We start from the raw sequence: 24,464 nt of genomic DNA, 5'->3' as shown, positions 1-24,464 counted from the left end.
ATGCCTGATTTATGATATGATAATAAAGAATAAGAGAATGAAAGGGGATTTTCATTTTGGGAATGCCTGTTGAATTTAATACCATGATTGTGACAAAAGGCAATGAAAAACGGATAGAGGAAAATATCTTTTTATTGGAGAAAGAGGGCTACCGCGTCTATCCTCTTGATATTCCGATGGACGTGCGCAAAACGAAAACCGGAGAGAAATCCGGCACCGGCGAGGTCCAAAAGCTCGAATGGGCGAACGGCCGGACAAGCATTACATACAGACTCACTTCGCTTCATTCGACAAACTGAAAAAACAAAAGCCGAGGGCATAAACGCCCTTGGCTTTTTTGATTACACGAGAGGTCCGCCGGCTTTGGCAATCGAGTCTGCATGGGAAAACTTTTTAAAGTTTTCTTTAAACTCATTGGCTAAAAACAGCGCTTTTTCGTTGTATGCTTGTTTATCGCTCCATGTGTTTTCAGGCTGAAGAACTTCATCCGGCACGCCCGGAACATGAACGGGACTGTGCAGGCCGAAAATGCTGTCTGCCGTCATGTCAGTCTGGTTCAGTCTGCCGTCAATAGCGGCTTTGACCATCGCTCTTGTATACGAAAGTTTCATCCGTTCTCCGACTCCGTACCCTCCGCCGGTCCAGCCTGTGTTGACCAGGAAGACTTGAACGCCGTGTTCGTCGATTTTACGCCCGAGCATTTCGGCATATACATGTGCCGGAAGCGGAAGGAACGGTGAACCGAAGCACGTCGAGAAAGTCGTTTGCGGAGATGTCACGCCGCGTTCGGTTCCCGCGAGTTTACTGGTGTACCCGCTTAAGAAGTGATACATCGCCTGTTCCTTCGTCAGTTTGCTGATCGGAGGAAGCACGCCGAATGCGTCCGCCGTTAGAAAGACGATCGCCTGCGGATGGCCGGCAATGCTAGGCTGCACGATATTGCCGATCATCTCAATCGGATATGCGGCTCTTGTGTTTTCCGTGTAGAAGGAATTGTCGTAATCCGCTTCACCCGTTTTTTCATCAAGCACGACATTCTCAAGAACAGACCCGAAGCGGATCGCACGAAAAATCTGCGGTTCTTTTTCCTTGCTCAGATTGATACATTTAGCGTAACATCCGCCTTCAATGTTGAAAACGCCGGAATCTGACCAGCCGTGCTCGTCATCTCCGATCAGTTTGCGGTCCGCATCGGCTGAAAGCGTCGTTTTCCCTGTGCCGGAAAGGCCGAAAAACAGGGCGACATCGCCTTTTTCACCGACGTTGGCTGAACAGTGCATCGGCAGTATATCCTGCTGCGGAAGCAGGAAGTTCATAATGGAGAATATTGATTTTTTCATTTCTCCGGCGTATTCGGTGCCGCCGATTAAAATGACGCGCTTTTCGAAAGAGACAATGATAAATGTTTCCGAATGCGTGCCGTCCGTCTCCGGGTCTGCTTTAAAATGCGGAGCTGAGAGAATGGTGAAAGGCTGCGCTTGCGGGTCTCTTTCATCCGTTTCCGGTCTGATAAACAGCTGGCGCGCGAATAAATTGTGCCACGCAAATTCATTTACGACCGTAATCGGCAGTCTGTATTTTTCATCCGCTCCCGCGAATCCTTCAAACACAAACAGTTCATCCCGCTGTTTTAAGTAGCTGACGACTTTGGCGTACAGCTTTTCAAACGCCTCTTCAGAAATGGGCTGATTCACCGCGCCCCAATCAATTTGATTTTCTGTGCTTTGTTCACGGACGATAAATTTATCTTTAGGTGACCGGCCTGTATATGCGCCGGTGGTGGCGCGTACGGCGCCCGTTGATGTCAGCGTTCCTTCATTTCGGCTGATTACTTTTTCGGTAAGTTTTGGAGCCGATAAATTATGATGCACATTCGGACTTGCAAGTAATGCTTGAAGATCTGCGGTTAAATCAACTAATTTCATAAAAACCTTCCTTTGCCGGTTTATTTGTATTTCGCTGAATGTGGAATTAGTATAACATATATCTGAAAATAGTCTATACTATTTGCGGTTTTTTGTTTGTGTTTTTCCATTGCTTCCCGAAATAAAGGCGCGCAATCGCTTTAATTCATATTGACACTTTCCGCCCTTTTACGATAAGATATTTCATTGAGCGGATACTCTTATCCCGAGCTGGCGGAGGGACAGGCCCGATGAAGCCCAGCAACCGGTTTCTCTGTAAAAAAGCAGGTGAAAACACTGTGGGAAACCAAGGTGCTAACCTGATGCAAGGTTTAATATTTTCCTTGAGCGATAAGAGTGAAAGGCACACAGACCAAACCCTTTCCTCGAGTGGAAAAGGTTTTTTTATTTCATAAAATATGCCAATTAACATTCTCTGATATAGTATGACATTGTATTAAGAGGGAGCGAGTTCCGTATCATATGAGAAGGTCTTGCAAAAGATCTTTTTTCAGGAGGAAAAGTGAATGAGTAAAAACCGTCGACTATTTACATCTGAATCTGTTACTGAGGGTCATCCGGACAAAATCTGTGACCAAATTTCTGACAGTATCTTAGATGAGATTTTAAAAAATGACCCGAACGCGCGCGTGGCCTGCGAAACATCTGTAACGACAGGACTTGTGCTGGTAAGCGGAGAGATTACTACATCAACATACGTTGACATTCCGAAAACAGTCCGTGAAACGATTAAAGAAATCGGCTACACACGCGCCAAATACGGATTTGATGCGGAGACTTGCGCTGTTTTAACATCAATTGATGAACAGTCTGCGGATATCGCAATGGGTGTCGATCAGGCTCTTGAAGCGCGTGAAGGCACAATGAGCGATGCTGAAATCGAAGCAATCGGAGCGGGAGACCAAGGCCTGATGTTCGGTTATGCGTGTAACGAAACGAAAGAGCTTATGCCGCTTCCGATCTCTTTGGCGCATAAATTAGCCCGCCGTTTGAGCGAAGTCCGCAAAGAAGACATTCTTCCGTACCTTCGCCCTGACGGCAAAACGCAAGTTACCGTTGAATATGATGAAAACAACAAGCCGGTCCGCATCGACGCGATCGTCATTTCAACTCAGCACCACCCGGAAATTACGCTTGAGCAGATTCAGCGCAATCTGAAAGAGCATGTCATTAACCCTGTTGTGCCTGAGGAACTGATCGATGAAGAAACAAAATACTTCATCAACCCTACGGGACGTTTCGTAATCGGCGGACCTCAAGGTGATGCGGGTCTTACCGGCCGTAAAATCATCGTTGACACATACGGCGGATATGCACGTCACGGCGGCGGCGCATTCTCCGGTAAGGATGCGACGAAGGTAGACCGTTCTGCGGCATACGCTGCGAGATACGTAGCGAAAAACATCGTGGCAGCAGGTCTTGCTGATTCTTGTGAAGTGCAGCTTGCATACGCGATCGGCGTGGCACAGCCTGTTTCTATTTCCATCAATACATTTGATACAGGAAAAGCTTCTGAAGAAAAACTGATCGAAGTCGTACGGAATAACTTCGACCTGAGACCTGCCGGCATTATTAAAATGCTTGATCTGCGCCGCCCGATCTATAAGCAGACAGCTGCTTACGGCCACTTCGGACGTCATGATGTGGATCTTCCTTGGGAGCGTACTGACAAGGCGGATGCGCTTCGCAAAGAAGCACTAGGAGAATAATTTTATAGCCGCTTACTTAAGCGGCTTTCCCTTTTTGTAGATGCTGCCATGCTTATTTTTTACATAGCGTGAAACCAATGGCGTAACAAAGCGTCTATAAAAAGGGGGTCCAATTAGAAAATTACACTTATGGAGGCTATACTATGTGTGGATTTGTCGGTGTTTTTAATAAGCATCCATTAACTCAAACCGCAGATCAAGAAGAGCTAATCAAACAAATGAACCAAATGATCGTTCACCGCGGTCCTGACAGCGATGGGTATTATCATGATGAGCACGTCGGATTCGGCTTCAGACGGCTCAGTATTATTGACGTAGAAAACGGCGGACAGCCTTTATCATATGAAGACGAAAAATATTGGATCATTTTTAACGGCGAAATCTATAACTACATTGAATTGAGAGAAGAGCTTGAAGCGAAAGGCTACACTTTCAATACAGATTCCGATACCGAAGTGCTCCTTGCGACATACCGTCATTATAAAGAAGAAGCCGCTTCAAAGCTTCGCGGAATGTTTGCGTTTTTAATCTGGAACAAGGCTGACCGCGTCATGTACGGCGCGAGAGACCCGTTCGGAATTAAACCGCTGTATTACACAACCATCGGGGACAAAGTATATTTTGCATCTGAAAGAAAGAGTTTAATGGCCGCTCAAAACGGTATTGATCTTGATACAGCTTCTTTACAGCAATATATGTCTTTCCAATTCGTTCCTGAACCGAGCACGCTTGACGCTGAAGTGAAAAAAGTCGAGCCGGGCAGCCAGTTTACGATCCGCCCGGAAGGCGACATCGCGTTTAAAACATATTTCAAAGCGAACTTTAAGCCTGTTCAGTCTGATGAAGATAAATTGGTGAAAGAAGTCAGAGACGCAATCTTTGACTCTGTCAAAGTTCACATGAGAAGTGACGTTCCTGTCGGTTCGTTTCTATCCGGCGGTATTGACTCTTCTTTTATCGTCTCAGTTGCGAAAGAATTTCACCCGAGCCTTAAAACATTTTCCGTCGGTTTTGAGCAGCAGGGCTTCAGTGAAGTTGACGTAGCGAAGGAAACGGCTGCCGCGCTCGGGATTGAAAATATAAGCAAAGTCATTTCTCCTGAGGAGTATATGAATGAGCTTCCGAAAATCGTCTGGCACTTTGATGATCCGCTTGCAGATCCGGCGGCGATTCCTTTGTACTTTGTCGCGAAAGAAGCGAAAAAGCATGTAACGGTTGCATTATCCGGGGAAGGCGCGGACGAGCTGTTCGGCGGGTACAATATTTACCGCGAACCGCTGTCGCTTAAACCGTTTGAACGCATTCCGTCCGGTCTGAAAAAAATGCTTCTTCATGTGGCGTCCGTCATGCCTGAAGGAATGAGAGGGAAAAGCCTCTTAGTCCGCGGCTGCACACCGCTTGAGGAGCGCTATATCGGTAATGCGAAGATTTTTGAAGAGCCCGTGAAAAAACAGCTGCTCAAACATTACAATCCAGAGCTTTCATACCGTGATGTCACGAAGCCGTACTTTACGGAAAGCCGTTCATACAGCGACATTAATAAAATGCAGTATGTTGACATCCATACGTGGATGCGCGGCGACATCCTGTTAAAGGCTGACAAAATGACGATGGCCAACTCATTGGAACTGCGCGTGCCGTTCCTTGATAAAGTCGTGTTTGACGTAGCTTCAAAAATTCCGGATGAATTGAAAACGAAAAACGGCACGACGAAATACCTTCTGCGCAAAGCTGCTGAAGGGGTAGTGCCTGATCATGTGCTTAACCGCAAAAAACTCGGCTTCCCTGTGCCGATCCGCCACTGGCTGAAAAATGAAATGAACGAATGGGTTCGCAACATCATTCGCGAAAGTGAAACAGACGCTTATATTGAAAAGGATTATGTCCTTCAGCTTCTGGAAGATCATTGTGCCGACAGAGCGGACAACAGCCGCAAAATCTGGACCGTGCTGATCTTCATGATCTGGCACAGCATCAATGTCGAAAAAAGACTGGTGCCGGAAGAGCTGAATCATCAGCCGAAAGAAGTCATTTTCGTTTAATCCAAAAGGCTTTCGAGTTATCGAAAGCCTTTTTTCTATTGTTTTTTGTAAACCGTCTATTCCGCTCTGTTTTCGACAAAGTATTACGCAATATTCAGAAAAAGGTTATAATAGGACTAATCGGGTAGATTCCGGAAAGAGTTTTCTGGCTATTTCGTCTCGGTTTGTTGTTTCTTTGTCAAAATCAGGGGGAGGGAGAGTTATGCAAAACAAAGAAAAAACGCTTCACCGCGGCTTGGAAGAGCGGCATATCTCGCTTATGTCGTTGGGCGCCGCGATTGGAGTCGGGCTGTTTCTCGGGTCTGCTTCTGCCATAAAGCTTGCCGGGCCGGGGATTTTAGCCGCTTACGCCTGCAGCGGACTGATTATGTTTTTTATTATGCGGGCATTGGGGGAAATGGCGATTCAAAAGCCTGTAGCCGGCTCATTCAGCCGGTATGCCAGAGATTATCTCGGTCCGCTTGCCGGGTTTTTAACAGGCTGGAATTATTGGTTTTTATGGGTTGTTACCTGCATGGCGGAAATCACCGCGGTCGGCATTTATATGGGCTACTGGTTCCCTGACGTGCCGTCATGGATCTGGGCGCTTTGTGCACTCGTCATTATGACGGCTGTCAACTTTCTGGCGGTCAAAGCGTACGGTGAGCTTGAATTCTGGTTTGCGCTCATTAAAGTCTTGGCGATTCTGTCAATGATCGCGATCGGTCTGGTGATGATCGTATTCGGTCTCGGAAACGGAGGCGTTGCGCTCGGAATCAGCAATTTATGGAGCCACGGCGGCTTTTTCCCGAATGGGATTAAAGGGGTGCTGCTGTCGCTTCAGATGGTCATGTTTGCCTATCTCGGGATTGAACTGATCGGTGTCACAGCCGGCGAGGTCAAAAATCCGGAAAAATCACTGGCGCGGGCCATAGATACTGTTTTTTGGCGCATTCTCATTTTTTACGTCGGAGCTTTGTTTGTCATTATGTCAATTTATCCGTGGCAGGAAATCGGTTCAGGCGGAAGCCCGTTTGTTTTGACATTTGAAAAAATCGGAATACCCGCTGCAGCCGGAATCATTAACTTTGTCGTATTGACGGCGGCTCTTTCTTCCTGCAACAGCGGGATCTTCAGCACGGGGCGCATGCTGTTCAATCTGGCGGAGCAAAATGAAGCGCCTAAAGCATACGGAACGGTCACAAAAGGCGGTGTGCCGGGAAAAGCGGTATTGGTTTCAGCGGGCGCGTTATGCATCGGCGTCCTGTTGAACTACGTGGTGCCGGCGAAAGTGTTTACGTGGGTGACGAGCATTGCGACGTTCGGGGCGATTTGGACATGGTCGATTATTTTGCTTTCCCAAATGAAATACCGTAAAAGCTTACAGCCGGAAGAACGGAAAAAACTCAAATATAAAATGCCTTTATACCCCTTTTCCTCATATATCTCGCTGGCATTTCTGGCTTTTGTCGTTGTGCTGATGGCTTTTGATGCAGAGACCAGGGTGGCCGTCATCATCGGTCCTGTCTGGTTCGGCATATTATTAGCCGCCTATTACGGGAAAGGTTTCCATAAAAGAAAAGACATAGATCTGGAAAACGGACAGACATTCGCCGAAAAAGCGTAAAAAAAGAGCCCGGGACATGGGCTCTTTTTTTCATAGGATCGGGCCGGCGGGGGGAGAATAAAACAAATTCCTGAACATTTTGCTTCTGTTTCCTGACAATCGGGAGAATGCAAATGGTTTTTACTTAAATAATATTTTGAAAAATGGTACAGTAGTAAAACAAAGCTGATCTTTTTTATTTCTCTTGCAGTGTTTTATAGTATCGGCCTTTTTCAACATATTCCGTTCTGATTCTTTCCATGTCCCGTATGTCTTCTTCTGTCAGCCGGCGGATAACCTTTGCGGGCCGGCCGAAAGCAAGACAGCCGGGAGGAATGGTTTTGCCCGGGGGAACGAGACTTCCGGCGCCGATAAACGCGCCTTCTCCGATTTCCGCCCCGTCAAGAATGACGGAGCCCATACCGATTAAAGCATTCTTTCTGATGATTGCGCTGTGCAGTGTAACCTGATGGCCGATCGTGACGTCATCTTCAATAAGAAGCGGGCGGTTCGGGCTTTGATGCAGACAGCTCAAGTCTTGTATGCTGACTCTTTTTCCGATCCTTGTCGGCGCAACATCTCCCCGGATGACTGCCGAGAACCAGATGCTCGATTGTTCTCCGATCACGACGTCGCCCGTTATGACGGCGTTATCCGCAATGAACGCTTCAGGATGTATGTCAGGCGTAAATTGTTTATAAGGGTAGATTATCATGTCTCATCCTTCTTTCTCTAAATTTATGTAAGAGGTGAACTGCATGTGGACTTGGAAAGCAGACAGGCCCGTCGGTACCATTGTCATTATCCACGGGGCAAGCGAATACCACGGGCGTTATAAATGGATCGTTGAAATGTGGAGATCTTCCGGATATAACGTGGTGATGGGCGATTTGCCCGGTCAGGGAACGTCGACCCGCGCCAGAGGGCATATTCGCTCTTTCCAAGAATACATTGATGAAGTAGATATATGGATTGATAAAGCGAGAACGCTTGAAGCGCCCGTTTTCCTTTTAGGCCACAGCATGGGCGGACTGATTGCGATAGAATGGTTTAAGCAGCAGAGAAATCCCCGCATTACGGCACTCATTTTATCATCACCTTGTCTGGGTCTGCAAATAAAAGTCAATAAAGTCCTTGATTTTGCGTCTAAAGGACTGAACGTCCTCGCTCCGTCCCTCAGAGTGGATTCCGGCTTATCACCTGATATGGCAACGAGGAATGCGGATATGATTGAAGCGGATCAAAACGATTCTTTATATGTCACGAAGGTATCCGTAAGATGGTACAGAGAGCTTTTAAAAACCATTGATGCCGCTATGGTGCCGACTGATGCGTTTTTAAAGGTGCCGCTTTTGCTTATGCAGGGCGGTGATGACAAAATCGTCGATAAAATGAAGGTCCGCAAATGGTTTTCCGGTGTGGCTTCCCATAATAAATCGTACCGGGAATGGGAAGGGCTTTATCATGAAATTTTTAATGAACCGGAAAGAGAAACTGTGTTTAAGGCGGCAAAAGCCTTTACAGATCAGTATATTTGAATTCGCTGGGGGTGCATATGTTGACAGTACCGGAACATCCTTTTAACCTTATGGCAAAAGTGTATCGGGAAATTTTTCCGCTCGTTCATCAGGAATTGAACATGTGGCGGGAAAAATCAGATTCCATTAAAAATACCGAACTGCGGCAGCAGGCGGCCGCAAGTATCCGCGATAAGTCGTTTCATTGTGAAGGCGGCGGCATTTTAGCCTTGCTTTCGGGAGAGCAGAAACAGAAATGCGTGCAATTTATCATCGCGTATCAGACAATCAGTGATTATCTGGACAATCTGTGCGACCGCAGCACCTCGCTTGATCCGGAGGACTTCCGCATGCTTCATCTTTCCATGCGTGACGCGCTGACGGTCGGTGCCGAGGTGCGGCCGTACTATCAGTACAGAGAGGAGCGGGATGACGGCGGTTATCTTCATGAGCTGGTCAGAACATGCCAGCGGGTGCTCGGGTCAATAGAACATTATGGTATCATTAAACCTTATTTGCTTGAGCTGTGTGATTATTATTGCGATCTTCAGGTTCATAAGCATGTCGTTGAGCATGAACGCGTTCCGAGGCTTAAAGCCTGGTTTGAGCAGTACCGGTCACAGCTTCCGGAAATGGAGTGGTTTGAGTTCTCGGCCTGCGCCGGATCGACGTTAGGCATTTTCTGTCTCGTTGCTTACTCATTCCAGCCTGATTTTAACGAACATACCGCTGAGAAAATCCGCAGCAGTTATTTTCCGTACATACAAGGGCTGCACATACTGCTCGATTATTTAATTGACCAGGAAGAAGATCTGCTTGAAGGCGATCTGAATTTCTGTACGTATTATCAGTCTCATGAAGAAATGATGCAGAGACTGCAGCATTTTATTGAAAAAGCGGATGAACATTTGCAAGGCATTCCGCATGAAAATTTTCACCGGCTGATCAACAGGGGGCTGCTCGGCGTCTATTTATCCGATGACAAAGTCGCCGGCCAAAAAGAAATGGGCCGCCTCGCGCGAAAGCTGATCAGGGCAAGCGGAAAAACGTCATTTTTCTTTTATATCAACGGAAGAGCCTACCGCAAATTTCAGAAGATGGCTTGGACGAAAAGTTCGTAATGGGGAACTGCGCCTCTCGTGTACATTGACGGCGCAGTTTTTTTATTTATGACGTGAAGAATGAAACATTGTTTGCGCCTGCAGAATATGATACTTTAATTTTATGAAAAAATTAAAGTATTTAGCGGTCATAGCATTACTTTCCATTTCCGGAGGCTGCTCCGTCATCCATGCTTCCGCCGGCTATCATCCTGTCTTGATAGCGCACAGGGGCTCTTCTGCGATTGAGCCGGAACATACCGCTTTGTCTTATGCACGTGCGATTAAAGACAAAGCAGATTATATTGAGATAGACTTACGGGAGACAAAGGACGGCCGTCTGATTGCGATTCACGATAAAACGGTAGATCGGACAACAGATGGTAAAGGGATGACAGATGATCTGTCTTTGGCTCAGATTAAGAAACTGAATGCGGGAAAAGGAGAAAAGATTTTAACATTAGAAGAAATCATCCAGAAATTCGGACAAACTGCCAATTACTATATTGAGACAAGAGAAAGCAACGGCAGCCTGGTGATGGAAAAGAAACTGATTGACATATTACAAAAACATAAGCTGATTTCCAGCCATAAAGCAGTCATTGAGTCTTTTAGCGGGAAGAGCTTAAAGAAAGTTCGATCTATGAATAAAAAAGTTCCTCTTGTTCGATTATTAAAAGATCACGAGGCTGAGGAGATAAATGATAAGCAGCTGCAAACCATCAGAACGTATGCTGATACAGTCGGGCTCAACGCCAAATTGGCAAATGAAGCAGTCGTGAAGCGCATTCATCACAATAAGATGAAAGTGCACGTGTTTTTTGATAAGGAAGACGAGCATACGCTGACGCCTATTATGCTGAAACAAAAAGCAGATGGTGTCTTTACGAACAATCCCGCTTATACACGCAGCGTGCTGCAAAACAGTAAATAAAAAGAGACATGCGCATTTTACGCTGTCTCTTTTTTTAACGGTTTCTTTTTTGCCGCAAGGTGCATTGCGAATTTGCCGATCAGCCCGATGACAAAAAATGCAGCAAACCACCAGTAATAGGTTTTCGCGAACTCAAATCCTAAATGTCTTGATAAAATGATGACAAACATCACATAGGGAACACTTGAAAATATGATGCGAAGAATATTCAAACTGCCGCTCCTCCCAGATGTTACACTTAAAAGATGAACTTTTTTCCATTATTTCATAGTAATTGATTTTTCTTAAAAAGTAAACACAAAAAGAATCGGCCCGCTTATGACAGGCCGATTCTTTATTTGCCGGCAGATTTCTTTTCAATCGCTATAATAAACGGCGGGTCGTTCCGCTGGTTGAGAAAGCCGTAGCTCAGCACGCGGGCTTTTTCCTGATCAAGATTGCTGCAGTATTCCAGTAATGCACTTTTTTCCGTCTTGCCTTCAGGATGCCCATGGTACACAACGAGAACGATCAGCCCGTTCTCCTTCAGCAGTTCAAGGAGCTGTTCGATCGCGGAAATGGTTGAGTGACCGTTTGTCGTAATGCTTTTATCGCCGCCTGGCAGATAGCCGAGATTAAAGACGGCGCAAGCCACACGACCGTGCGCATCTTCAGGCAGCGATGCCTTTATTTGATCATGGCTCTTATGGTGAAGCGTGACGCGCGGGCCGAAGTCGGCACCGAGCCGCTCCTTCGTTTTAGCGAGTGCGTCCGCTTGAATATCAAAGGCATGGACATGTCCTGTCTCACCGACAAGGCCGGCCAGGAAATATGTATCATGTCCGTTGCCCATCGTCGCGTCAACCGTGATATCACCTTCCTGTGCGGCGGACTTCAGCAATTCTTTACTGAAAGGGAGGATGTGCATCAAGGTCATAGGGCGGTCTCCTCCCCGATCTTTCTGAAGAGCTTTCCTTGATAGCTTCCCCGTGTTTCCAGCTCTTTTTGAATGGCGCCCAGTACTTCCCACTTATTGACGCTCCACATCGGCCCGACCATTAATTCGATCGGCCCGTCTCCCGTAATGCGGTGAACGATCATTTCCGGGGGAATGATTTCGAGCTGATCACATACAAGACTTACATATTCTTCTTGAGAAAGGAACTCCAGCTTTCCTTTTTCATATTGCTTCACCATCGGTGTGCCTTTTAATAAGTGAAGCAGGTGAATTTTAATGCCTTGCACATCCAAATCAGCGACGGCTTTGGCCGTCTCCATCATCATGTCCCTGTTTTCAAGCGGAAGCCCGTTAATGATATGGGAACAAACGCGGATGCCGTGTTTTCTCAGTTTATTGACACCCTCAACATAGCAGTCAAAATCATGGGCGCGGTTGATCAGAAGGGCGGTCCGCTCATGCACGGTCTGCAGCCCGAGTTCAACCCACAAATATGTCCGCTCATTCAGTTCGGCCAAATATTCCACGACATCGTCCGGCAGGCAGTCCGGACGGGTCGCGATAGACATGCCGACAACGCCGTCAAGCTTGAGGACGGATTCAAATTTTTCACGCAGCTCCTCTACCGGGGCATGCGTATTCGTGAACGCTTGGAAATATGCGATATATTTGCCATCTTTCCACTTTTCGTGCATACGGTTTTTGATATCGTGAAATTGCGTGAGTAAGTCATCGGCCCGATTGCCGGCAAAATCACCGGAGCCCGCCGCGCTGCAGAATGTGCAGCCTCCGTGTGCAACCGTGCCGTCCCGATTCGGGCAGTCAAAACCGCCGTCAAGCGCGACTTTAAACACTTTATGCCCGAAATGCTCCCGCAGGTGATAATTTAATGTATGGTACCGTTTTTCCGTATTTGAATAAGGAAAAGGGTTATTCTCGTTCAATGTTCAAAAAGCCTCCCTCACATCAGATGCATCCTAAAATTGTAGCATGAATGATGGGGGTTCACAATCTGAAAACAGGATGCGGCTTTCTTTTGTTTATTATGACTTTAGGCAGGATTCTCATTCTTTTAGCTTAAACACGGAAAATTTGGTTCTCTTTCCTGCAACCTTCGGGTGTTATTATTTTTGGTCCGCTCAAACTAAGTTTGATTTCCCATTCACTGAGGAGGGGTTTCGTTGGCAACAAGACAATCAGTAGATGAACATCTCCAAAGAAGCGAACAGGCGTATGAATTTGCGAATGAGCAATTTATGACCGCTTCAAAACAAGAGCATTATAATGATAATGAGTACAGTGAAGCGCAAATGATGCTTGAAAACGCGGTGAATGAATTAAACAAGCTGTCATTATCTGCGAATGATCAGCAAAGAGAGCAGCTTTACAGAATGAGATTGCAGCTGCAGACTTTGCAAAACAATATGATTTTGCAGCGTAATTTTGATTACTGACCGCGCCGTTTCAAATGGTTCAGCAAACCTGCCGGAATCCCGGCGGGTTTTTTTGTATTTCTTTTAAAAAAGAATTGACAATAGGCCTGAGTGTGTTTATTGTATTACGTGTACTACTTGATGTAATACACATAAAACACTCAAAAAATGAAATCGACATATAAATGTTAAGCATAGGGAAGGGGAACTTTCATGAAAAACAAAAGATCCGTAAAACAAGATGTGCCTCTTATTATCGCCGCCTCGGTTTTGGCCAGCAGTCTGTTTGTCGTTCTTGTCGTCATCGGTTTTCAATGGCAGAACATTTAAAGAAAGAGAGCAGCTCGTAAAAGAAAGAAGGGAAGTAAATGATTCAAATCGATCCGAGAAGCTCAACTCCGATTTATGAGCAGATCATACAGCAATTGAAAGAGCTTTGTTTAAAAGGGATCATGAAGCCGGGGGATAAACTTCCTTCTGTCAGGGAATTGGCAACGATTATTATCGCCAATCCGAACACAGTCAGCAAAGCGTACAAGGAGCTCGAACGCGATGGTGTCATTGAAACGCTGAGGGGAAGAGGAACGTATATATCGGAGAATGCAAAAACGACATTGGTTGAAGGGAAGATGACGATGATAAAAGAGCAATTGAAACAGCTCATCATCGATGCCCATTACGCGGGAGTTGAGCTGGAGAAGCTGCAGGAATGGATAAAGGAAATCAGCGCTGATGTGAAAGGAGGAAAGGATCATGATTGAATTGCGGAATCTCTCAAAAACGATAGACGGTAAAGAAGTGCTCAAAGATATTTCGCTCACCATCGGAAAAGGGGAAATTTTCGGGCTGCTCGGGCGGAACGGATCAGGGAAAACAACACTGCTCCGGCTCATTCAGCAGATTCTGCTTCCGGATCAAGGGACGGTTTTATTTAATCAGGTGGAAATAAAGCGGCATCCGAAAGTCAAACAGAACATCATTTATATGCCTGTTGAAAATCCTTTTTATGACAAGTATACATATAAACAGCTTGTTGCGATTGTAAGCAGAATCTATCCGAATTTTGATGTGACTTACGCCAATGAGCTGATGAACAGGTACGGCATTCCGGAAACGAAGAAATACCGTGAATTATCCACAGGCCTGAAAAAACAGCTTGCGCTCGTCCTTGCCTTTGCTTCACGCCCGGCTCTTATCCTTTTGGATGAACCGACGGACGGAATTGACGCCGTAACGCGTCATGACGTGCTTCAGCTTATGGTGGATGAAGTAGCTGAACGGGAAACGAGCATTCTGATTACCTCACACCGTTTAGAAGATATTGAGCGAATGTGCAACCGGATCGGGTTTTTGGAAGGAAACCAGCTGACGAATGTGATGGACTTGGATGATATGAAGGAAGAGTACATGAAAATCCAAATGGCATTTGAAGAGGACGTCGCCTTGAAGATCAGGGAACAAAATATACCGATTCTCGACCATGCCGGTGTATTTTATACGGTGCTGATTCAAAAGAACGATGAGAAGAAAAAGAACTTTCTGCAAGAGCTGCAGCCGAAAGTATGGAACGAGCTTCCTGTGAACTTAGAAGAAGTTTTCATCGCGAAGTTTGGAGGGAACCGGAGATGGTAGACAGGGGATTGCTGTACAGGGAATGGGTGCAGAATCGAACTGTTCTTGTGATGGTCGGCATTTTTTTAGCGGCGGTCAATCCATTTGAAGTGTTAAATACCTATCTGGTTTATCAAGGCTGTCTGGACACCCACGGAGCATATTGTAAGTTTTATGTGAATTCTTTGGATAGCGGAATGCTGAACTTAAACTGGGCGCCCGCTGTGATTTTGGCGGTTTGCTTATTCGGACTGGAACGTACGAAAGGTACGATTGATGCGCTTTTCAGTCTGCCTTATTCCCGCGCTCAGGTGTTCCGCACTAAATTTTGGCTCGGAGCGGCGGTCATTACCGGCGCTCAGGTGATCGGCTACGGGCTGGCTGAGCTGCTCATTCTTCTGTTAAAGCCTGAGCGCGTATATTTCTTCCACCATTACAGCGTCGGAGAGATTATTGTGAGTGTTTTGGCTTTTACATTGGTCGCGAGCGCAGGCTGCTTAACGGGGAATACGTTCGCCCAGCTGTTAACGGCGTTTGCTGTGTCGATATCACCATACCTGATTATTACGTTGCCGCTGTCCAACGCGGAAGTCATTTTCGGAGCCGGCATGTATGAGCTGATGCCGTCAGAAGATGCTTATCTCGAAGTATACAATCTTTTTCAATATTTGAATCCGATCATGTACATGGATACAGATTGGGTATCTGCCAACAAGTATATATTAATCATTCCGGCAGTGATGAGCATTGTATTTTATGCCATCGGGTACTTTTGCTATGTCAGGCAGCCGGTGGAACGGAACGGCCATTTTTTTCTCTGGAGGCAGCTTGACCGGCCCATTCAGATTGTGGTGATCATCATCGCCGTTCTCGGTTTTGGCCTGGCGGGGTACTCGACGGGACAGACGATGACAGGGTATGTGGCCGGGATGCTGGTCGGAGGAGTTCTCGGATTTTTGGTCAGTTATTTTGCCATATATAAAAAAACGAAGCATGTGTAAGAAAGGAGGACCGGAATGATACCGCGGGGACTGTTGTACACAGAATGGAAGAAAAATCAGTGGTTGTTTTTGTTGAGCGGTATTTTTTTAATAGCGGCAAACCCTTTTATGATTTATTACTACTATTTATCATACCAAGGACGTTTGAATTATCTGGATCCGCAATATTGTGAATTTACCGTGAGTTATAAGAATGGGTCGCTTCTTTCCTTCAGCTGGATTGTGAGTGTCATCATTGCTGTCTTCTTATTAGGCTTGGAACGGACAAAGGGAACGATGGATGCTTTGTTATGCATGCCTTACAGCAGAGGCCAAATCTTTCAGACTAAATTCTGGCTCGGCGGGGCAGTCATTGTTGTTCCTCAGGCGATAGGCTATGGAGCGGCGTCATTGCTGATATATTTGCTGAAACCGAGCCATACGTACGATTTTGATCATTTTTCAATCGGAATGATTGTCATCAGTTTTATGGCTTACGCCTTGTTAATGGCATCCGGAGCAATAACGGGACATATATTCGCCCAGCTGTTAACGGCGTTTACCGTAACGATTCTGCCTTTTTTACTCATCGGTCTGCCGGCCGCGAATTTGGAGGTCGTTTTCGGTGTTAGTGTCGGAGATCAATTTTCTTTTATCAGCAGTTATATCGAATCCCGTCTTTTTATATTTGTAACCCCTATTGGATATGTGTTTAACGAATGGATCAGAGAAAGGGATTTGGTTTTAATCATTCCGATGATGATGAGTCTTGTCTTTTATCTGATCGGTTACGTCAGCTTTCTGAAACATCCGAATGAACGGAACGGCAGATTCTTTCTATGGAGAAAATTGGACCGTCCGGTGCAGATTTTGGTGATTGCGTTTGCCGTTATGGGTTTCGGCGTTTTCGGATATGGGGTCACAGACACGATGTTCGGCTATTTAGCCGGCATTATCTTCGGCGCGGTTATCGGGTTTTTCATCAGTTATTTTACGGTTTACAGGAAGTCAAAGCATATGTAGATCCGTTTGAAAATGAGCAGTTTGGAGGAAGGCAAGGTGCCGATTAGCGGTTTGCTTTATAAAGAATGTAAGCAGCGGCAGACGCTGCTGCTGCTTACAGCGGGGTTCTTATCTATCTTAGGCCCTTTGGCAATTATAAATGAGTATTTTCACTATAAGGATTGTTTACGTGCACTTCAGCTGTACCCGGGGTCAGTTTGTACATTCAGCATCGATTACAGCAATTATCGGAATTTGATTGGGCTTTATTTCATTCCGCCGGTTGTTATGGGGCTTTTTCTGATAAGAGCAGGCCGGGCTGAAAGGATGTTTACACTGAGTCTTCCGTATTCGAGAAGCCGGATATTTCATACGAAGTTTTTCTTGGGAGCAGCCGTGTTAGCCGGCTCGCAGTTTGTTTCTTACGGAGTATCCGACATATTGTTCCTAGCGCTTAAACCTGACGCTGTCCATCATTTTCAATCGTTCAGCGCAGGGATGCTGGTCATCAGCTTGATGATCTACGCATTAGTGACAGCTGCAGGCACGATAACGGGCAATTTAGCGGCGCAGCTGATCACAGCGTTCACGGTTTCCGTCTTTCCGATCGTGGTTATGACGATTTACCTGTTAAACGCCGAGTTCCTTTTTGGCAGGCAGGCTGTGCCGGATATTGATTTCCCTTGGAGCGGATTTCTGATCTATTTCATGCCTGCCGCTTACATCCATACATCATGGATGTATTACATGAAACACGCATTGTTCATCTCCGCATTAATGGGATTTTGTTTCTATCTATTCGGCTATGTGAATTTCTTGAAAATGCCGAATGAACGAAGCGGACATTTTATCCTGAGCAAACACATTGAACGCATCATTCAAGTGCTCGTCATGTCGCTCAGTATGCTGGGAAGTGCGGGGGTATGCGGATATGCTTATAACGGTTCGTATACCGGTTACATATTCGGCATGCTCATCGGTGCGGTTATCGGGTTTTTCATTAGTTATTACTTCATCTATAAAAAAACGAAACAGATATAAGGGGGAGTGGTGTACGTGATAGAGGTACAGCATATCGATCATTCATTTAAAATCGGCAGGAAAGGCAGAGAGAGTGAGGTACCGGTACTGAAGGATGTCTCTTTGACCGTTGAAAAAGGGGAAATTGCCTGTATCGTCGGGCGGAGCGGTTCCGGAAAATCAACGCTTCTGAATTTAATTTCGGGATACATAGCGCCGACAAAGGGCCGTATCGTCATTAACGGCACTGATGTGACGGGTTTCAATGAAAAAGAGTGGGCGCAGTTCCGCCTCGGGCATTTCGGCTTTATTTTTCAAAGCTTTCAGCTCATTCCGAGTCTGACAACCTATGAAAATGTTGAAATGCCGCTTGCCTTAAAAGGCGTCAAACCGTCTGAACGCAAGCAGAAAGTCGCGGATATGCTGAAACGGGTCGGACTTGAGAATCATGCGAATCATTATCCGAATGAGCTGTCAGGCGGCCAGCAACAGCGTGTCAGTATCGCAAGAGCCCTCATTTTAAATCCGTCAATTATTTTAGCCGATGAGCCGACGGGAAGCCTCGATTCAGAAACGGAACTTGAGGTGCTTGCATTAATTCAGCAGCTGAACCGGGAGCGCGGGATTACATTTGTCATCATTACGCATGACGATGAAGTCGCTTCGATCGCGCATTCAAAATTCCAGCTGCATGACGGTGTATTAAAAGGGGGCGTTACTGTTGAGATTTAAGGATCAGATTCACTTTATCAGAAGAAATATGAAGAAAAACCGGCTGCGTGTTTTCATGACGGTGCTGGCGACGACAATGGCGTGCGCGTTTTTAGTGGTGCTGGCTTCCGTCGGATTCGGCATCCAAAAAACGATTACAGACATTACGATGAGCCAGCAGATTGTTACGGAAATCAATGTGCTCGGCCAAGAGAACGGAAAAGCCGTGAAGAAATCAGACTTGGAAAAGTATAAAAATGTCAAGTCTGTCGTTGAAAGAACACAAGTGTATGAACCGAACAAAGCGTCATTGGGAAACCGAACAAATGAAGATTCAGCCATTGTGCTGACAAACATGAAAGATGAAGTCAAAGCCAATATGGAGCTTGATCAGGGAAGAGTCGCCCGCACAGAGAATGAAATCGTGGTCGGCTATGATTTTGCGAAGAACCTATTGACGAAAAAAGAGGCTGACGCTTACGACAAAGAGTTAAAGGATCACCAAGGCGACATGTCGGAGGTGAAAAAACCAAAAGGCTATACGAAAGACCTGCTTAATAAAACGATACAGCTGAGCATCTCCAAAACAAACAAAGACGGAGACGTTGAAAAAACGAAAACGTACGACTTCAAAGTAGTCGGAATTACAAAAAAACCGTCCCAAGATTGGATGGAGGATACAAATATTTTTGTGAGTGATCAATTCAAAAAAGACTTCTCGACATTCTTGGATCTGAAGAATGGAAATGCGGAAAAAAGCATCAATGTGTATGCGGACAAATTCGATCATGTCGATCAGCTTACCCATGACCTCACGGATGACGGCTTTTATGTCAGATCTGTCACAACCGAGCTGAAGGGCGTCAACACCTTTTTCCTCGTCTTTAAAATCGGTCTGATCTTTGTCGGCTTTATCGCCGTCGTGATTTCAGCCATCGGTATTTTCAATACGATGACGATGGCGGTGACGGAACGAACGCAGGAAATCGGGATTATGAAAGCGATCGGCGCAAGCCCGTCCATCATCCGCAGAATGTTCCTGATGGAAAGCGCCTATATCGGGATATTAGGTTCTGTCATCGGGATTATCATTTCTTACGGAGTGAGTTTTGCCGTCAATCTGGCTGTGCCGGTTATTTTGAAAGCGGTAGGGGGAAATACCGGAGCTGAAGATCTTCATTATACCTTCTCCTACATCCCGCTCAGCCTCGTTGTGATCGCAGTTGTCATTTGTGCGGGGGTCGCGGTGATTTCCGGTATGAATCCGGCCCGCAAAGCGACAAAAACCAACGTTCTGACCGCATTAAGAAGAGAACTGTAAAGGAAAAAAGCCGGCTGGACATCAGCCGGTTTTTCCTCTATCTATCAGAAAAGGGCGGATACCATGTTTCACATTTTGTTAATAGAAGATGATAACACTTTGTTTCACGAGATGAAAGAGAGATTAACGGGCTGGTCATTTGCGGTGCATGGAATAAAGGATTTCAGCCGGGTCATCCGGGAGTTTACCGAAATCAAGCCTGATTTGGTGATCATTGACGTACAGCTGCCGAAATTTGACGGTTTTCATTGGTGCAGAATGATACGCTCCCAATCAAACGTGCCGATTCTCTTTTTGTCCTCGCGCGATCATCCCGCGGATATGGTCATGTCGATGCAGCTCGGGGCAGATGATTTTATTCAGAAGCCTTTTCACTTTGATGTGTTAATCGCGAAAATACAGGCGGTGTTCCGCCGTGTGCACCAATACGGCACAGAACCGGCGCTGATGAAAAGATGGTGCGGGGCGGTCATTGACACAGAAACCAACACGGTCAGCCGTAAAAACGGTTCGGTCGAGCTGACCAAAAACGAAATGCTGATCTTAAAACTGCTGGCTGAACAGAAAAATAAAATCGTCAGCCGGGAAGAACTCATCAGAAGCCTATGGAATGATGAGCGTTTCGTCAGTGATAATACGCTGACGGTGAATGTCAACCGGCTGCGGAAAAAACTCGATCAATTAGGCATCGGGAAAATGATTGAAACCAAGGTCGGGCAGGGATACATCGCAAAGGAAGAAGACGGTCTTTATGATTAAATCATTTCTGCTCGAAAGAAAAAGCTGGATCGCGATGTTTCTTTTGCAGCAGGCTGTGCTCCTTTTTGCGGCATATATTGATCCGTCTATTCCGTTTTTTTCGGTGCTGTATTTTGTTTACCTGTCGCTTCTTGTGTTTCTTGTATTTCTCTTGTTCCGCTATCGTAAAGAGACAGCCTATTATAAAAGCTTAAGAGAGTGGGACGCCAATTTAGACATGTCTTATCTTAAAGCGCCTGACAGTCCGTTTGAGTCTATCGTTGAAGAAAGCATTGAAGGGCAGACACAGCAATTACGAAAAAGCTCACTTGATCTTCAGGCGGCGTCAGAGCATGAAAAGGATGATCTGATGTCATGGATTCACGAGGTCAAAACACCGTTGACAGCGATGCATCTCATGATCGAGCGCCTTGATGAACAGCCGCTGAAAGCCCCTTTGCTGTATGAATGGCTGCGGATTCACCATCTCCTGGACCAGCAGCTTCATCAGAAACGATTGTCCTTTATTGAAAATGATTTATCATTCCAGCGCATTCAGCTCAGACCGCTTGTTTTCAAAGAAATTAAAAATCTGCAATCATGGTGCATACAAAAAGGGATCGGGTTTGACATTCAGCTTGATTCACCGGACGTTCACAGTGACGGAAAATGGCTTTCCTTCATCATCAGGCAGCTGTTAAGCAATGCGGTAAAATACAGTGAAGCGGATGACATTACCGTAAAAAGCTATGAACAAAACGGCCGTGTGCATGTCGATATCGAAGACTGCGGCATCGGCATCGAGCCCAAAGATCTTCCGCGCATTTTTGAAAAAGGATTTACCTCGACGCGAATGAGGCGAGATCACGCGTCAACGGGGATGGGCCTGTATTTGGCTCAAAAAGCCGCGGCTCCTCTTCTCATCCAAATCAGCGTGCGCTCTGAGCCGGAAAGCGGCACGGTTTTTACCTTGGTGTTTCCGAAACAGAACGATGCCGTCAGCATGTTCAGCGTGTGACAAAAGTGTCACATGCTTTTCTCTTTTGTTCGCTTAATCAAACGAAAAAAACGGCTTCTGTTTTTAAAATAAAGATAACCAATGTAAAAGGAGAATCATAACGTGATGATTTTAGAAGCAGGCAATATCCAAAAAAGCTACGGAAACAAGCTGAATAAACAAGAGGTGCTGAAAGGAATTGATCTTCAGATTCACAAAGGGGAATTCGTCAGCATTATGGGCCCGTCAGGATCAGGGAAAACGACCCTTTTGAATGTGCTTTCCTCCATTGATAAAGTGAGCGCGGGCACCATTAAACTGAACGAGACGGAGATTACATCCATGAAAGAAAAACAGCTTGCCGAATTTAGAAAACGGCATCTCGGCTTTATTTTTCAGGATTATAATTTATTGGACACGCTGACCGTGAAGGAAAACATACTCCTGCCGTTATCCATTACGAAAATGTCTAAGAAAGAGGCGGACCTGCGATTTGCCGAGACGGCAGAGGAGCTTGGGATCTATGATTTGAGACATAAGTATCCGAGTGAAATTTCCGGCGGGCAAAAACAGCGGACGTCTGCCGCAAGAGCTGTTATTCACGAGCCGGGCATTATTTTTGCTGATGAGCCGACCGGAGCGCTCGATTCAAAGGCTGCCACGGATTTATTGAATAAACTCAGCCGCCTGAATCAAAAACGCCGCGCCACCATTGTGATGGTCACGCATGATCCGGTTGCCGCCAGCTATTCCGGACGTGTGGTTTTCATTAAAGACGGCCGTGTGTATACACAGCTGAATAAAGGCGGTCAGGACAGACCGGACTTTTTTCAGGATATTATGAAAACGCAAAGTGTATTGGGCGGGGTTCAGGCATGAGTATTCATCATTTGATCTTCCAGAACCTGAAAAAGAATATGAAAAACTATTACCTTTACGTTTTTGCGCTGGTATTCAGCGCCGCCCTTTATTTCGCGTTTGTCACGATGCAATACGATCCTGCGCTTGATGAAATGAAAAGCTCTATAAAAGGAGCGGCGGCAATCCGGGCCGCCTCTGTACTGCTTGTGGCGATCGTGTCGGTATTTCTTTTATACGCCAACACCATTTTTATTAAACGGCGCGGCCGGGAAATCGGCTTATTCCGATTAATCGGCATGACGAAAATGCACATTTTCCGCATACTCAGCGCAGAAAATTTCATTTTGTATTTCGGATCGATTTGGATCGGTATTTTTGCCGGCTTTTCCCTCTCGAAATTATGTATGATGATGCTGTTTCATACAGTCGGTGTGAAAGCCTCTGTCTCACTGTTTTTTTCTAGCAAGGCGCTCGTTCAGACGTTAATTGTGTTCGGGGCAATTTACGTGCTGATTATGATGATGAATTACTTATTTATTAAACGGCAAAGCATTTTGTCTTTATTTAAAACCGCGTCATCGTCAGAAAGCGGCATAAGACGGCTTTCTTGGGTGCAGATGTTGATCGGCGTTGTCGGTATTGCGGCCATTATCGCCGGCTATGCCGTGTCCGCGGATTTATTCGGAGGCAGTTTTACGAGCATGAATGAACTGTTTTCGGCCATGGTGTTTATTCTAGGCTCGGTCATTATCGGAACCTATCTGTTTTATAAAGGTTCGGTCAGCTTTCTGGCAAATCTCATCCGGAAATCAAAAGGCGGGTATCTGAATGTCAGTGAAGTGCTGTCTTTGTCATCCATCATGTTCCGGATGAAGTCAAACGCCGTATTGCTGACGATTATTACGACTCTTTCGGCGCTGGCAATCGGTTTACTGTCTTTAAGCTATATCTCGTACTACTCCGCGGAAAAATCGGCTGAGCAAAATACAGCCGCGGACTTTGCGTTTGATAACCAAAAGGAGACTGACTCATTTACCGCTTTATTGAAGAAAAACGGAATTGAACACAAAGTAAAAACAATCAAGACCATTCAAGCCGGTGTCAATATGAAAAACATCATAAACGGCGACATGAAAAGCTTTAAACAAGACCCGTCCAGCCTGGCGCTGCCGATTATAAGCGAGAAAGACGCAGAAGGGACGGAGCTTTCTGACGGAGAAGCTGTGTTTACCGGATATAATGATATGATGAAAAGATTTCTCGACCTGAAAACGTCAGGTTCCATTGATATAAACGGCAAAACGGATAAAATACCGCTGGCGTATAAGGGCTTGAAGAACGACTTCCTCCTGTCATATACATTTACAAGCGGAGGGCTGCCGACCGTTATCGTCACGCAGCAGGTATTCGACCGGATCGAGAAAGATATCGACCCGTCCATTCAGGGAAAATCAAATCGGTTCTTCGGCATTACACTCAAACGAGAAGAGGACATCCAAAAAGCTGATGGTCTGTTTCAGGCGCAGCACTATTCAGACGGCGCGCTTTCACAATTTGAAACGGCTGACACGCAAAAGAAAAACATGGGGCTGATCATGTTTATTGTCGGGTTTTTAGGATTAACCTTTCTGATTACCTCAGGCTGTATCCTTTATTTTAAACAAATGGGCGAGTGTGAGGATGAGAAGGCTGATTATACGATATTACGGAAGCTCGGCTTCACAACGGGAGATCTGCTGAAAGGCATCCGCCGGAAGCAGGCGTATCATTTCGGGATTCCTCTCGTTCTCGGGCTGTTCCACAGCTATTTTGCCGTTCAGTCAGGATGGTTTTTATTCGGAACGGAAGTGTGGACGCCGATGATCATCGTCATGGCGCTGTATACGCTGCTGTACTCCATCTTCGGCATGCTGTCGGTGCTGTATTATAAAAAGGTCATTCAATCCGCCTTGTAAAACAAGTTGAGGAGCCTCCGCATAAGCGGAGGCTTTTTTTGTATGAATAGAAGAAAGCGATTTTTAAAAGAATAGACATACGTCAT

The 24,464-nt window shown here is 45.9% G+C and carries 24 protein-coding genes and 1 riboswitch; of the genes, 19 read left to right on the top strand and 5 right to left on the bottom strand.

Annotated features, from left to right (window positions below; genetic code table 11):
- Positions 1–56 precede the first annotated feature (56 nt).
- Entirely contained in the window at positions 57–299 is a 243-nt protein-coding gene (locus tag ACWJJS_RS15100) for a DUF2584 domain-containing protein (RefSeq protein WP_003152249.1), read from the top strand.
- 42 nt (positions 300–341) lie between these two features.
- Here ACWJJS_RS15100 and pckA read toward each other — a convergent pair whose 3' ends face one another.
- Entirely contained in the window at positions 342–1,925 is a 1,584-nt protein-coding gene (gene pckA / locus ACWJJS_RS15095; RefSeq protein ID WP_071391463.1) for a phosphoenolpyruvate carboxykinase (ATP), read from the bottom strand.
- A gap of 197 nt (positions 1,926–2,122) precedes the next feature.
- Positions 2,123–2,262, top strand: a riboswitch (SAM riboswitch).
- 169 nt (positions 2,263–2,431) lie between these two features.
- Here pckA and metK point away from each other — a divergent pair.
- From metK to alaP, 3 genes are all read left to right on the top strand, one after another.
- Positions 2,432–3,634, top strand: coding sequence for a methionine adenosyltransferase (gene metK, locus ACWJJS_RS15090; protein WP_003152253.1), 1,203 nt, complete (start codon positions 2,432–2,434; stop codon positions 3,632–3,634).
- A 143-nt stretch (positions 3,635–3,777) separates the two neighbouring features.
- The gene (asnB, locus tag ACWJJS_RS15085; RefSeq protein WP_003152255.1) at positions 3,778–5,676 is read left to right on the top strand and encodes an asparagine synthase (glutamine-hydrolyzing); all 1,899 of its coding nucleotides are present in this window, start codon (positions 3,778–3,780) and stop codon (positions 5,674–5,676) included.
- A 202-nt stretch (positions 5,677–5,878) separates the two neighbouring features.
- Entirely contained in the window at positions 5,879–7,282 is a 1,404-nt protein-coding gene (gene alaP / locus ACWJJS_RS15080; protein WP_043867361.1) for an alanine permease AlaP, read from the top strand.
- 175 nt (positions 7,283–7,457) lie between these two features.
- On the opposite strand, the gene ACWJJS_RS15075 is transcribed toward alaP, so the two are convergent.
- Positions 7,458–7,973 (bottom strand): gamma carbonic anhydrase, encoded by a 516-nt coding sequence (locus tag ACWJJS_RS15075; protein WP_029326247.1) that lies wholly within the window; start codon positions 7,971–7,973, stop codon positions 7,458–7,460.
- A gap of 46 nt (positions 7,974–8,019) precedes the next feature.
- Between ACWJJS_RS15075 and ACWJJS_RS15070 the strand changes: the two genes are divergently transcribed.
- From ACWJJS_RS15070 to ACWJJS_RS15060, 3 genes are all read left to right on the top strand, one after another.
- Positions 8,020–8,799 carry an alpha/beta hydrolase gene (locus ACWJJS_RS15070; RefSeq protein WP_454023677.1) on the top strand — a complete coding sequence of 260 codons (780 nt, stop codon included), beginning with the start codon at positions 8,020–8,022 and terminating at the stop codon, positions 8,797–8,799.
- Between the two features lie 20 nt (positions 8,800–8,819).
- A complete protein-coding gene (locus ACWJJS_RS15065) occupies positions 8,820–9,899 on the top strand; it encodes a tetraprenyl-beta-curcumene synthase family protein (protein ID WP_003152263.1) in 1,080 nt (359 codons plus the stop codon).
- A 103-nt stretch (positions 9,900–10,002) separates the two neighbouring features.
- Positions 10,003–10,812: a glycerophosphodiester phosphodiesterase family protein gene (locus ACWJJS_RS15060; protein WP_070082246.1), complete on the top strand. Its 810-nt coding sequence runs from the start codon at positions 10,003–10,005 to the stop codon at positions 10,810–10,812.
- 17 nt (positions 10,813–10,829) lie between these two features.
- Here ACWJJS_RS15060 and ACWJJS_RS15055 read toward each other — a convergent pair whose 3' ends face one another.
- From ACWJJS_RS15055 to ACWJJS_RS15045, 3 genes are all read right to left on the bottom strand, one after another.
- Complete coding sequence (locus ACWJJS_RS15055) at positions 10,830–11,024, bottom strand: hypothetical protein (protein ID WP_003152265.1); 195 nt, start codon at positions 11,022–11,024, stop codon at positions 10,830–10,832.
- 122 nt (positions 11,025–11,146) lie between these two features.
- The gene (locus ACWJJS_RS15050; RefSeq protein ID WP_007613246.1) at positions 11,147–11,728 is read right to left on the bottom strand and encodes a tRNA (mnm(5)s(2)U34)-methyltransferase; all 582 of its coding nucleotides are present in this window, start codon (positions 11,726–11,728) and stop codon (positions 11,147–11,149) included.
- Positions 11,725–12,693 (bottom strand): TIGR01212 family radical SAM protein, encoded by a 969-nt coding sequence (locus ACWJJS_RS15045; protein ID WP_007408822.1) that lies wholly within the window; start codon positions 12,691–12,693, stop codon positions 11,725–11,727. The genes ACWJJS_RS15050 and ACWJJS_RS15045 overlap by 4 nt, the downstream gene beginning before the upstream one ends.
- A 237-nt stretch (positions 12,694–12,930) precedes the next feature.
- On the opposite strand from ACWJJS_RS15045, the gene ACWJJS_RS15040 reads away from it, so the two are divergent.
- The 12 genes from ACWJJS_RS15040 (at position 12,931) to ACWJJS_RS14985 (ending at position 24,378) form a co-directional block, all read left to right on the top strand.
- On the top strand, positions 12,931–13,203 hold the full coding sequence (locus ACWJJS_RS15040; RefSeq protein ID WP_003152272.1) for a YtzC family protein: 273 nt from the start codon (positions 12,931–12,933) through the stop codon (positions 13,201–13,203).
- Between the two features lie 347 nt (positions 13,204–13,550).
- Positions 13,551–13,943: a GntR family transcriptional regulator YtrA gene (ytrA, locus tag ACWJJS_RS15035; protein WP_003152275.1), complete on the top strand. Its 393-nt coding sequence runs from the start codon at positions 13,551–13,553 to the stop codon at positions 13,941–13,943.
- Positions 13,936–14,814, top strand: coding sequence for an ABC transporter ATP-binding protein (locus ACWJJS_RS15030; protein ID WP_003152276.1), 879 nt, complete (start codon positions 13,936–13,938; stop codon positions 14,812–14,814). Before ytrA ends, ACWJJS_RS15030 begins: the two co-directional genes overlap by 8 nt.
- The gene (locus ACWJJS_RS15025; protein WP_454023676.1) at positions 14,808–15,794 is read left to right on the top strand and encodes an ABC transporter permease subunit; all 987 of its coding nucleotides are present in this window, start codon (positions 14,808–14,810) and stop codon (positions 15,792–15,794) included. The genes ACWJJS_RS15030 and ACWJJS_RS15025 overlap by 7 nt, the downstream gene beginning before the upstream one ends.
- Positions 15,795–15,809: 15 nt before the next feature.
- A complete protein-coding gene (locus tag ACWJJS_RS15020) occupies positions 15,810–16,796 on the top strand; it encodes an ABC transporter permease (RefSeq protein WP_454023675.1) in 987 nt (328 codons plus the stop codon).
- A gap of 36 nt (positions 16,797–16,832) precedes the next feature.
- Positions 16,833–17,816 carry an ABC transporter permease gene (locus tag ACWJJS_RS15015; RefSeq protein WP_454023674.1) on the top strand — a complete coding sequence of 328 codons (984 nt, stop codon included), beginning with the start codon at positions 16,833–16,835 and terminating at the stop codon, positions 17,814–17,816.
- A 15-nt stretch (positions 17,817–17,831) separates the two neighbouring features.
- Positions 17,832–18,527, top strand: a complete 696-nt coding sequence (locus ACWJJS_RS15010) for an ABC transporter ATP-binding protein (protein WP_003152281.1) — start codon at positions 17,832–17,834, stop codon at positions 18,525–18,527.
- Positions 18,517–19,827 (top strand): ABC transporter permease, encoded by a 1,311-nt coding sequence (locus tag ACWJJS_RS15005; RefSeq protein ID WP_003152283.1) that lies wholly within the window; start codon positions 18,517–18,519, stop codon positions 19,825–19,827. The genes ACWJJS_RS15010 and ACWJJS_RS15005 overlap by 11 nt, the downstream gene beginning before the upstream one ends.
- A gap of 63 nt (positions 19,828–19,890) precedes the next feature.
- Complete coding sequence (locus ACWJJS_RS15000; protein ID WP_014305616.1) at positions 19,891–20,586, top strand: response regulator transcription factor; 696 nt, start codon at positions 19,891–19,893, stop codon at positions 20,584–20,586.
- Positions 20,579–21,583, top strand: a complete 1,005-nt coding sequence (locus ACWJJS_RS14995) for a sensor histidine kinase (RefSeq protein WP_071391470.1) — start codon at positions 20,579–20,581, stop codon at positions 21,581–21,583. Before ACWJJS_RS15000 ends, ACWJJS_RS14995 begins: the two co-directional genes overlap by 8 nt.
- Positions 21,584–21,685: 102 nt before the next feature.
- Positions 21,686–22,441 carry an ABC transporter ATP-binding protein gene (locus tag ACWJJS_RS14990; protein ID WP_015387828.1) on the top strand — a complete coding sequence of 252 codons (756 nt, stop codon included), beginning with the start codon at positions 21,686–21,688 and terminating at the stop codon, positions 22,439–22,441.
- Entirely contained in the window at positions 22,438–24,378 is a 1,941-nt protein-coding gene (locus ACWJJS_RS14985) for an FtsX-like permease family protein (RefSeq protein ID WP_015418041.1), read from the top strand. Before ACWJJS_RS14990 ends, ACWJJS_RS14985 begins: the two co-directional genes overlap by 4 nt.
- The last annotated feature ends 86 nt before the right edge of the window (positions 24,379–24,464 follow it).

The organism is Bacillus sp. JK106 (assembly GCF_053663355.1).
Note: the sequence above shows the minus strand (reverse complement) of the source record. Positions and strands in the feature narration are given on the sequence as shown.

What these genes read in the sequence shown, in the direction of transcription:
- pckA (WP_071391463.1), bottom strand. Translation starts at nt 1,925, where the DNA reads ATGAAATTAGTTGATTTAACCGCAGATCTTCAAGCATTACTTGCAAGT.
- metK (WP_003152253.1), top strand. Translation starts at nt 2,432, where the DNA reads ATGAGTAAAAACCGTCGACTATTTACATCTGAATCTGTTACTGAGGGT.
- asnB (WP_003152255.1), top strand. Translation starts at nt 3,778, where the DNA reads ATGTGTGGATTTGTCGGTGTTTTTAATAAGCATCCATTAACTCAAACC.
- alaP (WP_043867361.1), top strand. Translation starts at nt 5,879, where the DNA reads ATGCAAAACAAAGAAAAAACGCTTCACCGCGGCTTGGAAGAGCGGCAT.
- ACWJJS_RS15070 (WP_454023677.1), top strand. Translation starts at nt 8,020, where the DNA reads ATGTGGACTTGGAAAGCAGACAGGCCCGTCGGTACCATTGTCATTATC.
- ACWJJS_RS15060 (WP_070082246.1), top strand. Translation starts at nt 10,003, where the DNA reads ATGAAAAAATTAAAGTATTTAGCGGTCATAGCATTACTTTCCATTTCC.
- ACWJJS_RS15050 (WP_007613246.1), bottom strand. Translation starts at nt 11,728, where the DNA reads ATGACCTTGATGCACATCCTCCCTTTCAGTAAAGAATTGCTGAAGTCC.
- ytrA (WP_003152275.1), top strand. Translation starts at nt 13,551, where the DNA reads ATGATTCAAATCGATCCGAGAAGCTCAACTCCGATTTATGAGCAGATC.
- ACWJJS_RS15030 (WP_003152276.1), top strand. Translation starts at nt 13,936, where the DNA reads ATGATTGAATTGCGGAATCTCTCAAAAACGATAGACGGTAAAGAAGTG.
- ACWJJS_RS15025 (WP_454023676.1), top strand. Translation starts at nt 14,808, where the DNA reads ATGGTAGACAGGGGATTGCTGTACAGGGAATGGGTGCAGAATCGAACT.
- ACWJJS_RS15020 (WP_454023675.1), top strand. Translation starts at nt 15,810, where the DNA reads ATGATACCGCGGGGACTGTTGTACACAGAATGGAAGAAAAATCAGTGG.
- ACWJJS_RS15000 (WP_014305616.1), top strand. Translation starts at nt 19,891, where the DNA reads ATGTTTCACATTTTGTTAATAGAAGATGATAACACTTTGTTTCACGAG.
- ACWJJS_RS14995 (WP_071391470.1), top strand. Translation starts at nt 20,579, where the DNA reads ATGATTAAATCATTTCTGCTCGAAAGAAAAAGCTGGATCGCGATGTTT.
- ACWJJS_RS14985 (WP_015418041.1), top strand. Translation starts at nt 22,438, where the DNA reads ATGAGTATTCATCATTTGATCTTCCAGAACCTGAAAAAGAATATGAAA.